This window comes from Ferrovibrio sp. (assembly GCF_965278975.1).
In the GTDB taxonomy this organism is placed as follows: domain Bacteria; phylum Pseudomonadota; class Alphaproteobacteria; order Ferrovibrionales; family Ferrovibrionaceae; genus Ferrovibrio.
In genome coordinates this window covers 3,440,710-3,455,239 of the sequence record NZ_OZ257126.1, presented here as the reverse complement: position 1 = coordinate 3,455,239, position 14,530 = coordinate 3,440,710, and the positions used below count along the sequence as shown (strand labels likewise).

The window sequence follows — 14,530 nt, the reverse complement described above, 5'->3', positions numbered from 1 at the left end:
ATCTCATATTTTCAGATCACCAGTATGAGAAGCTACAGGGGAAATCAGTAGATCATTAAGAACGTTATCTCCTTCCCGTAATCTAAAAACGTCAACTTCTCTTTGGGTTTCCGTGAGTAGATCAGTTTGAGACTGAGCCTCCAATGCTTTAACTACGTCAAAAATTGGAAAATCTCTTCGCATTTCTAATTCCTTTGCTACTTGTCTATCAGCAGGTGCAGGCAGTTCAACTGCCGCTGGAAGCTTCGCATCTGCGCTAATGAATTGTTGAACAATGCGCCACCCTGTGTAAAAGAGTTCCATGAATGACCCGTCATAGGGAATTGGACAAATAATCAAATTCTTCGAATCATCTTTGTGAATTTTGTCTGAAGCGCCTTGGGTTGCAGGCACGATGCCTATTCGCAGGCCCTTAGCACCCTCTAATTGTTTTGCGTTAATTTTCAGCGTTGTTCCAAGCCACCGATCAGTATCGGTGGCACCGAAGAAAAGGTCAGCCTTCCAAAGACCGTTAATTGAAGATGGTAATGATGCTCTTGTTTCTGGCCGATGAAACGAACTTGCAAGCATATTCATGTAAGTCTTTAGCTTAGGCGGTTGAGCTTGCGCGCCTGTTAAAATTCTAGAGTCATCCGTTAACAACTCATTCGCTGTGTCAATAATTCTAGTCTTCCCGGATTTCTCAACACCAAACAAAATAGATTGAAAAGAAGATCCATTCAGATTGCAACGTTTCGACGCATCGGTGAGTCGCTCCATCACCATAGGATCTTGCCGACGAATGGCATCATGAATCGCCCACTCAAAGCAAAAACCGACATCGCCACACCCTTGTCGGTAAGCTCTAGGAAGCATAAACAGCTTCATATTTCCCATGCCGCCCAATTCATCTAGCACATCTTGTTTGATCCCAGTCAGAAGCCCCATTAGAATTGGACGAACAATCGCCATTCGAGCTAAAACCTCGCTAGCCACGGGAGATTGTTGGGTTCCAATGAGTAGTTTCATTTTAACCGCCTAATAAATGTCGTTCCGCAAACACTCGATAACATGAACCATAAACAATAGGCGCATGATATCGAATTTAAAAACTGATCTCGCCCTATAATACCATTGGCAAAAAAGCGACGAGGAATATTGCCGCCCATTTTTGTCAATTAATTCATTTATTTAAACAAGCTCGTCACTCCCACTCGATCGTGCCCGGCGGCTTCGAGGTGATATCATAGGTGACGCGGTTGACGCCGCGCACTTCATTGATGATGCGCGTCGCGACGCGGCCCAGGAATTCGTGCGGGAACGGGAAGTAGTCCGCCGTCATGCCGTCGGTCGAGGTAACGGCGCGGAGCGCGCAGGCCTGATCGTAGGTGCGGCCATCGCCCATCACGCCGACGGTGCGGACGGGGAGCAGCACGGCGAAGGCCTGCCAGATGGTATCGTACAGCCCGGCCTTGCGGATCTCATCGATATAGACGGCATCGATGTTACGCAGCAGATCGAGCTTTTCCTTGGTGATATCGCCGGGGATGCGGATGGCAAGGCCCGGGCCGGGGAAAGGATGGCGCCCGACGAGAGTGTCCGGCAGGCCAAGTTCGCGGCCCAAGGCGCGCACTTCATCCTTGAACAGTTCGCGCAACGGCTCGACCAGCTTCATGTTCATGCGCGCCGGCAGGCCGCCGACATTGTGATGCGACTTGATGGTGACGCTGGGGCCGCCATGGAAGCTGACACTCTCGATCACATCCGGGTAGAGCGTGCCCTGCGCCAGGAATTCGGCGCCGCCGATCTTCTTGGCTTCCGCCTCGAACACATCGATGAACAGGCCGCCGATAGTCTTGCGCTTCACTTCCGGGTCGGTGATGCCAGCGAGCTTGTCCAGGAACAGCGTCGAGGCATCGCTGTGCACCAGCGGGATATTGTAATGCTCGCGGAACAGCGTGACGACCTCATCGGCCTCGTTCTTGCGCAGCAGGCCGTGATCGACAAACACGCAGGTGAGCTGATCGCCGATGGCTTCATGGATCAGTACGGCGGCGACGGAGGAATCGACGCCGCCGGACAGGCCGCAGATCACCCTGCCCTTGCCGACCTGAGCGCGGATCTTTTCGATGGCTTCCTGACGATAGGCCTTCATGGTCCATTCGCCCTGGCAGCCAGCAACGTTGCGCACGAAATTGCGCAGCAGCTTGGCGCCATCGGGGGTATGCACCACTTCGGGGTGGAACTGCACGCCGTAGATGCGGCGTTCGTCATTGGCGATGGCGGCAAACGGCGCGCCCTCGCTGGTGGCGACGACGCGGAAGCCATCGGGGATGCGCGTCACGCGGTCGCCATGGCTCATCCACACCTGATGCTTCTCGCCCTTGCTCCAGACGCCCTCGAACAGCGTGCAGGCTTCCTTGATTTCGATGAAGGCGCGGCCGAATTCACGGTGATGGCCGCCTTCCACCTGGCCGCCCATCTGGGCGCAGATGGTCTGTTCGCCATAGCAGATGCCGAAGACCGGCAGGTTCATGCCGAACAGCATGGCCGGCGCGCGCGGGGAATCACCTTCGATGGTGGAAGCCGGCGAGCCGGAGAGGATGACGCCTTTCAGCACGCCATGCGGGCTTTCGGCCTTCAGTGCCTCTTCCGCCTTCTGGAACGGCACGATCTCGCAATAGACGCCGGATTCGCGCACCCGGCGCGCAATGAGCTGGGTAACCTGGGAACCGAAATCGACAATAAGAATACGCTCAGCCATCGGCGCCGCATGCCTTTCTTCTACAAATGCCTATCGGCGCCGCCGCAGCCGCGGTGGAGCGCCCTCAGCTTGGTTTGGCCGCCTTGTAGGCAGCGATCTTGGTCTTCAATTCGGTAAATTCAGCGCAACCGAAGGCGCACAGGCTGTCGAGCCGCTTCAAATGCTCTTCCGCCTTGGCCAGGTCGTTCACCTTGAGATAGGCCTCGCCGATATATTCATGGGCGCCCTTATGGCGCGGATCGATCTTCAGCGCCTCGTTATAGGCGGCGAAGGCGGCGGTGTAGTCGCCGTTGTTGCGCTGGGCATAGCCGAGCCAGTTGAAGGCATCGGCATTCTTCGCGTCCTTCGCCACCACGGCCTGGAACAGCGGCACGGCGGCGGCCCAGTCCTTGCGGTCGATGGCCTTCTTGCCCTCGGTGAAATTCGGATCGACCGGCTTGGCGGTGGCCTCTGCCGGTGCGCTCGGGCTCGGCCCCATGGCGAGCACGGGCATGGCAAGGCCAGAACCGAGGACGATGGTGAAGGCTACGGCGGCGGAAACGCGGGACATGCGGCGCATGAGATGGGCCCTTTCAGCTGCATCCATTATATCCGCCCCCATGGTACTGCCACCACCATCAGCCGCGCCGCTGCAGCACGGCGGCGAAAAAGCCATCCGTGCCATGTTGCAGCGGGGTCAGCGCCAGGCGGTCGCCAGCCAGGGGACAGGCTGTGGATAAGCCCTCCTCCCAGGCCTGCGCCAGGGGAATCGGCGTCACTTCGCCGTGAGCCAGGATGTCGTCCACGGGAGCATCGTTCTCCGGCGCCAGGATCGAGCAGGTGGCATAAACCAGCCGCCCGCCCGGCTTGAGCAGCTTCACCCCCTGTGCCAGCAGGCCGCGCTGCGCTGCCTGCAAGTCATCCAAGGCCGCCGGGCCGAAGCGCCAGCGGGTTTCCGGGTTGCGCCGCCAGGTGCCGCTGCCCGAGCAGGGTACGTCCAGGAATACCCGGTCCGCCTGCCCTTCCATGGCTTCCAGCAGGGCCGGCAGCTTTTCCGCCGCCGCCGTCTCGACAATGCCGATGCCGGCCCGGGCCAGCCGGGGTTTCAGGCGGTTGAGCCGGCGGAAATCATGGTCGGCCGCCACCAGCCGGCCGCGATTCTTCATCTGCGCCGCCAGTGCCAGGGTCTTGCCGCCGGCGCCGGCACAAAGGTCAATCACGGTTTCACCCGGCCGGGCGCCGAGCAGCAAGGCCGCCACCTGCGCCGCCTCATCCTGCGGTTCGATCAGGCCATCGAGATAGAGCGGATGTTGCTCCAGCCGCACCTGCTGTTGCAGCCGGATGCCGAAGGGCGAAAGCCGCGTCGGAGCGGCGGCGATGCCTTCGGCCTGGAATTGCTCCAGCATGGCCGCGCGATTGGTCTTGAGCGTATTGACCCGCAGATCGAGCGGCGCGCGGCTGTTCAGTGCCTGCAATTCAGCTTCGGCGTCAGTGCCAAAGCGCGCTTCGCACAGCGCCGTGAGTTCCGGCGGCAGGTTCACCCGCGCCCAGAGCGGCGCGGCATCATTGGCCGGCAGCCGTTGCAGCGCGGCAACCTCGTCCTCGCTCAGGCGCGGCGGCGCGTATTTCGCGCCCTCACACAAAGCCTGCCATTGCTCTGGTGTCACGGCGGGATCGGCCATGGCAAACAGGCGCGGTGTCAGCGGCGCCTCGGCCTGCTGCAAGCGCCAGCGCCGCATGCCCTGCTCACGCAGTGCCGTATACACGGCCTCGGCGATGGCGCGGCGGTCCTTGGCGCCGGCATAGCGGTTCTTGCGCTGCCAATCCAGCAGCAGGCGATCCGCCGCCTGATTCGAGCCCAGCACGCCGCCGAGGATTTCGATGCTGGCGGCGAGGCGGGCGGCCGGCGTCACTGGATCAGCTATCCTGCCGGTAGTTCGGCGCCTCGCGCGTTATCGCCACGTCATGCACATGGCTTTCGCGCAGGCCGGCCGACGTGATGCGCAGGAAGTTGCAGCGCGTGCGCATCGCTTCCATGTCGCCATTGCCGGTATAGCCCATGGCGGCGCGCAGGCCGCCGACGAGCTGATGCAGGATGGTGCCGACCGGGCCCTTGTAGGGCACGCGGCCCTCGATGCCTTCCGGCACCAGCTTGAGCTTGTCGTTCACTTCCTGCTGGAAATAGCGGTCGGCCGAGCCACGGCCCATGGCGCCGATGGAGCCCATGCCGCGATACGACTTGTAGGAACGGCCCTGGTAGAGGAACACCTCGCCCGGCGCCTCGTCGGTACCGGCCAGCAGCGAACCGATCATGCAGGTGCTGGCACCGGCGGCGATGGCCTTGGCGACATCGCCGGAGAACTTGATGCCGCCATCGGCGATCACCGGCACGCCGGATTTCTGCGCCACCTCAACCGCGTCGATCACGGCAGTGAGCTGCGGCACGCCGACACCGGCAACGATGCGCGTGGTGCAGATCGAGCCCGGGCCGATACCAACCTTCACGGCATCGACGCCGGCATCGATCAGTGCCTTGGTGCCTTCCGAGGTGGCGACATTGCCGCCCACCACCTGGGTGCGGTTCGACCGCTTCTTGATTTCCGCGATGGTGCGCAGCACGCCGGCGGAATGGCCATGCGCGGTATCCACCACCAGCACGTCAACGCCGGCTTCGATCAGGGCGGCGGCGCGCTCCAGGCCATCATCGCCCACCGAAGTGGCGGCGGCGACGCGCAGGCGGCCCTGCTCATCCTTGGCGGCGTTGGGATATTTCTGCGCCTTCTCGATATCCTTCACGGTGATCAGGCCGACGCAGCGATATTGGTCGTCCACCACCAGCAGCTTTTCGATGCGCGCCTGATGCAGCATCTTCTTGGCTTCTTCCATGCGCACGCCTTCGCGCACCGTGACCAGCCGTTCCTTGGTCATCAGTTCACGCACCGACTGCGCCATGTCGGTGGCGAAGCGCACATCGCGGTTGGTGAGGATGCCGACCAGCTTGCCACCGGCGCCTTCGGTGACCGGGATGCCATGGATGCCGTAGCGCTCCATCAGCGCCAGGGCATCGGCGAGCGTCGCGTCCGGCGCGATGGTCAGCGGGTTCACCACCATGCCGCTTTCGAACTTCTTCACCGCCGAGACTTCGCGCGCCTGCTCCTCGATGGAGAGGTTCTTGTGGATCACGCCGATGCCGCCGGATTGCGCCATGGCGATGGCCATGCGGGCTTCGGTCACGGTGTCCATCGCCGAGGAGATCAGCGGGATATTGAGTTCGATGCTGCGGGTGATGCGGGTGCGGGTATCGACCTGACCGGGCAGCACCTCCGACGCGGCAGGCGCCAGCAGCACATCATCGAATGTATAGGCTTCACGAAACTGCATGGCTGCTCTCCTTTACCGTCTGCCGCTCAACTGCGCTGCGTCGCTTCGGCCTCGGCGGCGAAATCGCCGCCGGGCATGGTGAAGCCGCTGTCACGCACCATGGTCGGATAATATTTCTTCATACCGGCGAGCCACTCGACATAGGGCAGGTCGGCGAATTGTCCACGATCCGATACATATTCCATGTGGCGCCGGTTATCGGCGTCGTAGGCATGGAAGATCGAGTCGGTCTCGCCATCGAATTCCAGCGGCTTGACGCGGAATTTGTCGCACAGCTCGATGTTGAAGGCGGGCGTCGCCTTCACCCAGCGGCCCTCGATCAGCAATTCCGTGTAGCCATGGAAATGGAAGATATCGGTGCCCATCAGTTCCAGCAGGCGCGGCGTGGCCAGATGGTTCTTCACATCGGCGAAGCCCAGCCGGGAAGGAATCCCGGCAGCGCGCGCCACGGCGGCCAGCAGCACCGCCTTCGAAACGCAGAAACCGCGACCGCGCTCGATCACATAGCCGGCGCTCATGCCTTTTGGCGTGTAATCGAGCGAATAAGGATCGTAGAGGAAGCGGTCGCGCACCGCGTAGTAGATCGCGATGGCGCGTTGCTTCAGGTCGGTGATATGGCCGAACTCGTCGGCCAGGGCGCGCACGCGCGGGTTATCGCTATCGATGAAGGTGGTGGCGGCAAGGTAGGCCTGCTCCACCGCATTGCCGGATTGATCCGACGCGGCCATAGGGAGACTCCGTTGTTCCTTGCCGCGGAGGATATAAGCCGGTTTCCGGTTGCCGTAAAGCGCTACTCTTGCGGATTCGCATTTCCCCGGTAACCCACGGCAACCACATAGCTTTCCGCGCTGTCGGCGCGGCTGGCCGGGGGTTTCACATGGCGCACGGTGCGGTAATCCCGCTTCAAACCGGCCAGCAGCTGATTCTCCGTGCCGCCGCGCAGCACCTTGGCAATGAAGCTGCCGCCCGGTGCCAGCACCCTTCGCGCCAGATCGGCCGCCGCCTCGCAGAGCAGCATGATGCGGATATGGTCGGTCTGGCGGTGGCCGGTGGCCGGTGCCGCCATATCCGACATCACCAGGTCGACCTGGCCGCCGAGCAATTCCATCACCTTGGTATCGGCGCCTTCGGAAAGAAAATCGAGCTGGATCACCGTGGCGCCCGGCAGGTCCTGCATCGGGCTGATGTCCACCGCCAGCACCGGCGGGCCTTCCTTCTTGCCGCTCTTGACGCGCTCGACCGCCACCTGGGTCCAGCCGCCGGGGCAGGCACCAAGATCAACGACGCGGGCGCCGGGTTTCAGGAAATGGAATTTGTCGTCCAGCTCCAGCAGCTTGTAGGCGGCGCGGCTGCGATAGCCCTGCGCCTTCGCCGCCTGCACATAGGGATCGTTGAGCTGCCGCTCCAGCCAATGCTGCTGCGACACGGTGCGGCCGCGCTTCTTCTTCAACGAGACATGGTTGCGGTTCGGGCCCGGGCCGGAGGAACGCGTGGTCATGTCCCGCCCCTTTGTTGGCGCATCAGTTCGAGCAGCACGCCCTCGCGCACGCCGCGATCCGCCACGCGCAGGCGCGGCGCCGGCCAAAAACGATGCAAGGCTTCAAGAATGGCACAGCCGGCAACGACAAGATCGGCACGCTCCTCGCCGATGCAGCCATGCTTGGCGCGGTCCGGCACGCTCATGGCGGCGAGCTTCTGCGACTGGTCGATCACGGCGGGGAATTCCAGCCAGCAGCCATCCACCAGGCGGCGCTCATAGCGCGGCAGGCCGAGCAGCACGCCAGCCAGCGTGGTGACGGTGCCCGATGTGCCCAGCACCTGCACCTTGCCGGCGCGCATGGCGGGGCCGAGATTATGCTGCGCCTCGAACGGCTGCAGCTTGGCCGCCACTTCGTCGATCATGCCGAGATACGACCCGGACTCGGTATCGCCCGCACCCCAGCGTTCGGTGAGATTGACCACGCCGAAAGGCAGCGAAATCCAGTCCAGCACCTCGGTGCGGCGGCGCGGGCCGACCCTGGCCCACATCACTTCCGTGGAGCCACCGCCGATATCGAACACCACCGCCTGGTTATGGCTCGGCTCCAGCAGCGGCGCGCAGCCGGCCAGTGCCAGCCGCGCTTCCTCGGCGGTGGAGATTATGTCGAACTGGATGCCGGTAACGGCCTTCACTTCATGCATGAACTCGATGCCGTTCTCGGCGCGGCGGCAGGCCTCGGTAGCCACCGCGCGGGCGATGGTGACACCGCGCCGCGCCATCTTCTCGGAACAGATTTTCAGTGCCGCGATGGTGCGGGCCATGGCGGCATCGGAAAGCCGCCCGGTGGCAGCCAGCCCCTCGCCCAGCCGCACGATGCGCGAGAAGGCCTCGACAACGCGGAAATTCTCGCGGTTCGGGCGGGCGATCAGCAGGCGGCAATTGTTGGTGCCAAGATCGAGCGCGGCATAAACCGGGGCCGAGCGCGGCGCGGTACCGGCGCCCGCCTCATGCCGTGCACCCCCGGCAAACGGCCTGGGGGCGGAATTCTTGTCGCTCGACTTGTCCACAAGGCATTGTAGCGCGGCAGGCCCGCCAGCATAAGTGCCGGGCCGGAAACGAACCGATCCTGGCTTTACTGCTTCGGCTTCGGCGCCGCGCCGTTCGCTCCGGGCGGGACCGCAAAGATTTGGCCCGGATAGATCAGGTCGGGGTCCTTGATCTGGGTGCGGTTGGCCTCATAGATCTCGGTGTATTTCGGGCCATCGCCATAGACGCGGCGGGCAATGCGCCACAGGCTGTTGCCCGGCTGCACCACCACGCTGCCATCGGTCAGCTTGATATCTTCCGGCGAAGCGCGCTGGAACGGCATTTCGAGCCGCGAGGCAACCCGGCCACCGGCCTGCTCCACCTGATCGACGCGCATCGAATAGATGCCGGGTTCCACACGCTCGGTGGGGCGCAGCACCCATTTGCCGTTCGAATCAGCCGTGGCAACGCCGATCGGCGCATTGTTGAGGTAGACCTGCACGGTAGCGCCGGGCTGGGCGCGGCCGGAGAGAATCAGGTTGCCGTCCTGGTCATACTCGATGGAGTCGAGCGACAGGCCCTTGCGCGCCGGATCGAGCGGGCCGGCCACCGGCCCCTGCAGCAGGCGGCTGGCGCCTTTGAGCGGGGTGAGCACGGCAATGGCCTGTTCGCCGCTGGCATTGGGATCGCATTCCGGCACCACGGCGACCACGGAAGCTTCGGCCTTCACAACTTCCTGTCCTGGGAATTGCGATTCAAGTGTGAATTCCTGGTTGCCCTTCTCCAGCGGCAGATCAGGCACCAGCACCCATTCGCCCCGGCTATCGGCAGTGACACGGCCAAGCTCGCGTGCCCCCGTTTTCACCACCACGACAGAATTGGCGAGCGCACGGCCGGCAAACACGGCGGCGCAATTGCGACTGATCCGCACCACATCAAAGCTGGGCGGCACGCGGCGCGCATCGGCAGGCGGCGGCGGCGGCGCTGGTGCGGGTGGCGGCAGCGGCGGCGCAGAGCCGACCACCTGCTGCGGCGTGACACCGCGCTTGGCAGGATCGTCGGCGAAAAAGATCACCGCCAGGATGCCGATGATGGCGAGCCCGAGTAGCGTGAAGAAGAACTTACTGCCCCGCACAGCGCGCCTCGCACGAAAGTTTGATCAATCAGCGGCTTAACATGATCGCCCCGACCCCTGCCGGGCAGATTAAGACCTCGCCAAGATACCCGCAACTGCCTAAGCTTAAAGCAACCACAAATCATCCCAGCCAGCCATTAGCCGAACCTGAGCCCCGCATGACCGACCATCCCGCCGCCCCCGCTGCCATTCCGGCTGTCTCCGTTCCGGTATGGGATCTGCCGACCCGGCTGTTCCACTGGGTGCTGGTCATCGCGGTCTGCGCCCTGTTCTACACCGGCCTGCAAGGCAAACTGGACCTGCATATGAAACTCGGCCAGTTCGTGCTCGGCCTGCTGCTGTTCCGCCTGATCTGGGGTTTCATCGGCAACCGCCAGGCCCGTTTCAGCGATTTCATCGCCGGCCCGGCCGCCGCCATCGCCTATCTGCGCGGCCTGTTCGGCAGCAATGGCCCGAAATACCTCGGCCACAACCCGGTGGGCGGCTATGCCGTGCTGCTGATGCTGGCCCTGCTGCTGATCCAGGCCAGCACCGGCCTGTTCGCCAGCGACGATATCGCCACCGACGGGCCGCTCTATTCCAAAGTCTCCAGCAGCCTTTCCGCCCGGCTCTCCACCCTGCACCGGCTCGGCTTCGATGCCCTGCTGGTGATCATCCTGATCCACCTGGCGTCAAACGCCTTCTATCTGCTGGTGAAGCGCGAGAATCTGATCAGCCCCATGGTGACCGGCAGCAAGACCGTGCCAGCCAGCACCATCATGCCGGTCCAGGGCGCCGGCCCGGTTGCGGCGCTGGTGATCTTCGCCATCTGCGAAATAGTGGTCTTCGCCGGCATCACCTGGCTGGCGAAATAAAAAAAGGCGCGGTCGGAACCGCGCCTTTTTTCATCCCTAGTTCGGGAACTTAGTCGTTGCGATAGGCCTTGTGGCAGGCGCCGCAGGTGCCGCCCAACGCGCCGAAACCGGCCTTCACGGCATCCATGTTGCCGGTCTGGGCTGCGGAAGCCAGCGTGGTCGCCGCCGTTTCAGCCGCCTTCATCTTGGTGGTGAAGTCAGCCATGTTGGCCCAGATTTCGGCCTTGGCCTTGGTCTCGCCCTTGTCCGAACCGGCGGGGAAATGCGCCACCTGCTTGCCGGCCTGGGCGGCAATGGCCTGGGCCGGAGCAACGGCGCTGGCGGCCGGACCGTTATCGTCCACCACCTTCTTGATCGCGCCCATCGACACGCGGAAGACCTGGAAGCCGTCCTTGCGGGCCTTGATCGCGTCTGCCTGGGCAAAGGCATCGCTGCCGACCAGACCGCTAAACGCAGCAATAGCGCCGCAAACCGCCGCGACGAGCGCGGCCTTACGCCAAATAGCCATAGTTTTCCCTCTCTGTTCCCCGGCTGCTGGTCCGAGTCAGGCGGACTATAGCAAAATACCGCCAATTCCCGTTCTGGCAGTTTCGTGAAGTCACGAAAAATTTAGCCGGGAATAAACCACCCTGCCGATTGTCAGAGGCCCGCCGGGCTTGGGCCGCTACTGGCAAGCCCCGGCGAAATGGGCTACCCAACGAATTATAATTCCAGCCCGAAACGCGGTGCCTGCCATGTCGATCCGTTCCGTCTGCGTCTATTGCGGCTCCAGCCTCGGCGAGAGCCAGGCCTACCAGGCCCAGGCCGAAATCCTGGGCGAGCTGCTGGGCCGGAACGGCATCCGGCTGGTCTATGGCGGCGGCCGCATCGGCCTGATGGGCGTGGTGGCCGATGCCGCCATGAAGGCCGGCGGCGAGGTGGTGGGCATCATCCCGCATCACCTGCATGACTGGGAAGTGGGCCATACCGGCCTGACCGAACTGCATGTCGTCGACTCCATGCATGTGCGCAAGCAGATGATGGTGGAGATGAGCGATGCCTTCATCGCCATGCCCGGCGGCATGGGCACGCTGGACGAACTGTTCGAAGTCATCACCTGGAAACAGTTGAAGCTGCATGACAAGCCGATCCTGGTGCTCAATGTGGAAGATTACTGGCACCCGCTGCTGGCGCTGATCGACCGCGTGATGGAGCGCGGCTTCGCCCGGCGTGGCGCACGCGGCTTCTTCGATGTGGTGGAGGATGCCGAAGCGGCGCTGAAGCTGCTGCAGGCGGCGCCCGAGCCGAAGCGCCCGGATCGTCCAGAGAAGATTTGACCGGGCCGAGAAAGCTGATCCAGCGGCATCAGGCCCGCTAAAGCCGAGCTTTTCTCAACCCGGGTGCATCAAATCTCAAGCCTGGAACGGCGCTTTCGGGCCTTTCCCCGCCGGGCTGGGAAGTGTTAGTTTCCCGCCACTCCTTTTCCATCCGCCCACTTCTTTCCAACCTGCTTGTAAATACCAAACGAGGACCGCAATGGCGAAAATCAAGGTGAAGAACCCCGTCGTCGAGCTCGACGGCGATGAGATGACCCGCATCATCTGGAAGTTCATCAAGGAGAAGCTGATCCTCCCCTACCTTGATGTCGACCTGCTCTACTACGATCTCGGCGTCGAATACCGCGACCAGACCAACGACCAGGTGACCATCGATTCCGCCCATGCCATCCTGAAGCATGGCGTTGGCGTGAAGTGCGCCACCATCACCCCGGACGAGCAGCGCGTCGAAGAGTTCAAGCTGAAGGAAATGTGGAAGTCGCCGAACGGCACCATCCGCAACATCATCGGCGGCACTATCTTCCGCGAACCGATCATCTGCAAGAACGTGCCGCGCCTGGTGCCGCACTGGAATGACCCGATCGTGGTCGGCCGCCATGCCTTCGGCGACCAGTATCGCGCCACCGATTTCCGCTTCCCCGGCAAGGGCGTGCTGACCGTCAAGTTCGTTGGCGAAGATGGTAGCGTGATCGAGAAGGAAGTGTTCAAGGCGCCGGGTTCGGGCGTCGCTATGGCGATGTACAATCTGGATGACTCGATCCGCGACTTCGCCCGCTCCAGCATGAACTACTCGCTGGTGCGCGGCTGGCCGCTCTACATGAGCACCAAGAACACCATCCTCAAGGCCTATGACGGCCGCTTCAAGGATCTGTTCCAGGAGATCTTCGACAAGGAGTTCGCCGACCAGTTCAAGAAGGCCGGCATCACCTACGAACACCGCCTGATCGACGACATGGTGGCATGCGCCATCAAGTGGAGCGGCAAGTTCGTCTGGGCCTGCAAGAACTACGACGGCGACGTGCAGTCCGACGTGGTGGCGCAGGGCTATGGCTCGCTCGGCCTGATGACCAGCGTGCTGATGACCCCGGATGGCAAGACCGTGGAAGCGGAAGCGGCGCATGGCACCGTGACCCGCCACTACCGCGAACACCAGGCTGGCCGCGAGACCTCGACCAACCCGATCGCCTCGATCTTCGCCTGGACGCGCGGCCTGATGCATCGCGCCAAGCTGGATGGCAATGCCGATCTGGACAAGTTCGCGCATACGCTGGAGAAGGTCTGCATCGCCACCGTGGAAGCCGGCTTCATGACCAAGGATCTGGCGATCCTGATCTCCAAGGATCAGCCCTGGCTGACCACCCAGAAGTTCCTCGACAAGATCGACGAGAACCTCAAGGCGGCGCTGAAGTAAGCTTCATTCAAGCTCACGTCTGGCCTGCCCCACAGGCCAGTAAACAAGAACGCCCCGGTCAAAAGCCGGGGCGTTTTTTTGTTACTGCACGGTGCGAGAGCGCAGCAAAGAAAAAGCCCGGCGGGATCACTCCCGCCGGGCTCTTATCTTTTCAGCGCGTGGCTGAAGCGGCTTAGAGCAGCTTCAGGTTCGCGGCCGAGGACTTGCCACGCTCGGTGACAATGTCATAGCTCAGCTTCTGACCGTCCTTCAGACCGGTCAGGCCAGCGCGCTCGACGGCCGAGATGTGAACGAACACATCGCTGCCACCGGATTCCGGCTGAATGAAGCCATAGCCCTTGGTGCCGTTGAACCACTTGACCGTGCCTTTGTTGGACATGGTGTCTCCTTAATCGTCTCGTGTTAAAGGGCGCCAGACAACTCTGCCTGTCGCGTCATACGTCATGTTTGGTAGGGTAGGCTCGGCGCTCGATCAGAGCGTTTGGAGAGCAGGCCGAACCGGTAGAGCGGAATGACCCCGACACAATCGCCTCGTCCGACAACAATTTCAAGTGCTTCGGCAGCATCAAAAAAGTTATTGCGAATGATTTGCAATTTCATATGAGCCGCGTATGATCGGGCTCCCACCCACCCGAGGGAGTCGCCATGCCGATGTCGTTCATCGAACCGAGTTACCCGGCAGATACCGAGGTCGCCCAGTTGCGGACGGCGGAATTGTTCGGCATGGCGGCTTTCCGGTTATGGGCGGCCCCCTACCTGAATCCCGATACCGACCACCCGGACTGGCGCCTGGGCTTCGCCGCCGCCGGCATCGGCTGCGGTGGCCTAGGGGGATTTGACACCCTGATGCTGCTGCTCTCCTCGGCCGCCAGCCGGCCGCTGGAAGCACGCTGCCTGCACTGCACCGGCCTGAGCCGCGACGAGGGTCTGTTCCTGCAACTGATCAGCCACCTGCAGCAGGGCCGCGCCGACCTGGCCGCCGCCGTGCTGGGGCAATGGCTGCCGCCCGCCGCCGTGCGCGTGGCGCTGGAGCCGGCCGAGGCCCTGGCCGAAGCCATGGCCGGCGCCGGCCTGGTGATGCCGCGCCGCCGCGCGCTTGATGCAACGGATCAGGTGCTGCACAGCCTGCATGGCGGCCCGCAACTCGTCTGGGTGCATTAGACTATTATAATTTATATATTAAAATCATATTATTATATTATACA

General features: G+C 62.5%; 15 protein-coding genes. 4 read left to right on the top strand and 11 right to left on the bottom strand.

The genetic code is table 11. The features are described from left to right. Positions 1–3 precede the first annotated feature (3 nt). From ACQY7X_RS16285 to ACQY7X_RS16245, 9 genes are all read right to left on the bottom strand, one after another. Positions 4–1,008 carry a hypothetical protein gene (locus tag ACQY7X_RS16285; RefSeq protein ID WP_428246468.1) on the bottom strand — a complete coding sequence of 335 codons (1,005 nt, stop codon included), beginning with the start codon at positions 1,006–1,008 and terminating at the stop codon, positions 4–6. Positions 1,009–1,183: 175 nt separating this feature from the next. Then, entirely contained in the window at positions 1,184–2,743 is a 1,560-nt protein-coding gene (gene guaA, locus ACQY7X_RS16280; RefSeq protein WP_428246467.1) for a glutamine-hydrolyzing GMP synthase, read from the bottom strand. A gap of 64 nt (positions 2,744–2,807) precedes the next feature. Beyond that, entirely contained in the window at positions 2,808–3,302 is a 495-nt protein-coding gene (locus tag ACQY7X_RS16275) for a tetratricopeptide repeat protein (RefSeq protein ID WP_428246466.1), read from the bottom strand. A gap of 58 nt (positions 3,303–3,360) precedes the next feature. Then, entirely contained in the window at positions 3,361–4,635 is a 1,275-nt protein-coding gene (locus ACQY7X_RS16270; RefSeq protein WP_428246465.1) for an RsmB/NOP family class I SAM-dependent RNA methyltransferase, read from the bottom strand. A 4-nt stretch (positions 4,636–4,639) separates the two neighbouring features. Continuing rightward, on the bottom strand, positions 4,640–6,103 hold the full coding sequence (gene guaB, locus ACQY7X_RS16265) for an IMP dehydrogenase (protein ID WP_428246464.1): 1,464 nt from the start codon (positions 6,101–6,103) through the stop codon (positions 4,640–4,642). 26 nt (positions 6,104–6,129) lie between these two features. Next, on the bottom strand, positions 6,130–6,831 hold the full coding sequence (locus ACQY7X_RS16260; protein ID WP_428246463.1) for a transglutaminase-like domain-containing protein: 702 nt from the start codon (positions 6,829–6,831) through the stop codon (positions 6,130–6,132). Between the two features lie 62 nt (positions 6,832–6,893). After that, entirely contained in the window at positions 6,894–7,601 is a 708-nt protein-coding gene (locus ACQY7X_RS16255) for an RlmE family RNA methyltransferase (protein ID WP_428246462.1), read from the bottom strand. Beyond that, on the bottom strand, positions 7,598–8,650 hold the full coding sequence (locus ACQY7X_RS16250; RefSeq protein ID WP_428246461.1) for a Ppx/GppA phosphatase family protein: 1,053 nt from the start codon (positions 8,648–8,650) through the stop codon (positions 7,598–7,600). The genes ACQY7X_RS16255 and ACQY7X_RS16250 overlap by 4 nt, the downstream gene beginning before the upstream one ends. A gap of 65 nt (positions 8,651–8,715) precedes the next feature. After that, entirely contained in the window at positions 8,716–9,744 is a 1,029-nt protein-coding gene (locus tag ACQY7X_RS16245; RefSeq protein ID WP_428246460.1) for a LysM peptidoglycan-binding domain-containing protein, read from the bottom strand. A gap of 158 nt (positions 9,745–9,902) precedes the next feature. On the opposite strand from ACQY7X_RS16245, the gene ACQY7X_RS16240 reads away from it, so the two are divergent. Continuing rightward, a complete protein-coding gene (locus ACQY7X_RS16240) occupies positions 9,903–10,598 on the top strand; it encodes a cytochrome b/b6 domain-containing protein (RefSeq protein WP_428246459.1) in 696 nt (231 codons plus the stop codon). Positions 10,599–10,647: 49 nt separating this feature from the next. Here the strand turns inward: ACQY7X_RS16240 and ACQY7X_RS16235 are convergent, their stop codons facing one another. Beyond that, entirely contained in the window at positions 10,648–11,106 is a 459-nt protein-coding gene (locus ACQY7X_RS16235; RefSeq protein WP_428246458.1) for a c-type cytochrome, read from the bottom strand. A gap of 226 nt (positions 11,107–11,332) precedes the next feature. Between ACQY7X_RS16235 and ACQY7X_RS16230 the strand changes: the two genes are divergently transcribed. After that, entirely contained in the window at positions 11,333–11,914 is a 582-nt protein-coding gene (locus tag ACQY7X_RS16230; protein ID WP_428246457.1) for a TIGR00730 family Rossman fold protein, read from the top strand. A 199-nt stretch (positions 11,915–12,113) separates the two neighbouring features. Then, entirely contained in the window at positions 12,114–13,325 is a 1,212-nt protein-coding gene (locus ACQY7X_RS16225) for an NADP-dependent isocitrate dehydrogenase (protein WP_428246456.1), read from the top strand. A gap of 172 nt (positions 13,326–13,497) precedes the next feature. Here the strand turns inward: ACQY7X_RS16225 and ACQY7X_RS16220 are convergent, their stop codons facing one another. Then, the gene (locus tag ACQY7X_RS16220; protein ID WP_428246455.1) at positions 13,498–13,704 is read right to left on the bottom strand and encodes a cold-shock protein; all 207 of its coding nucleotides are present in this window, start codon (positions 13,702–13,704) and stop codon (positions 13,498–13,500) included. 266 nt (positions 13,705–13,970) lie between these two features. On the opposite strand from ACQY7X_RS16220, the gene ACQY7X_RS16215 reads away from it, so the two are divergent. Continuing rightward, complete coding sequence (locus ACQY7X_RS16215) at positions 13,971–14,486, top strand: hypothetical protein (RefSeq protein ID WP_428246454.1); 516 nt, start codon at positions 13,971–13,973, stop codon at positions 14,484–14,486. Positions 14,487–14,530: the final 44 nt, after the last annotated feature.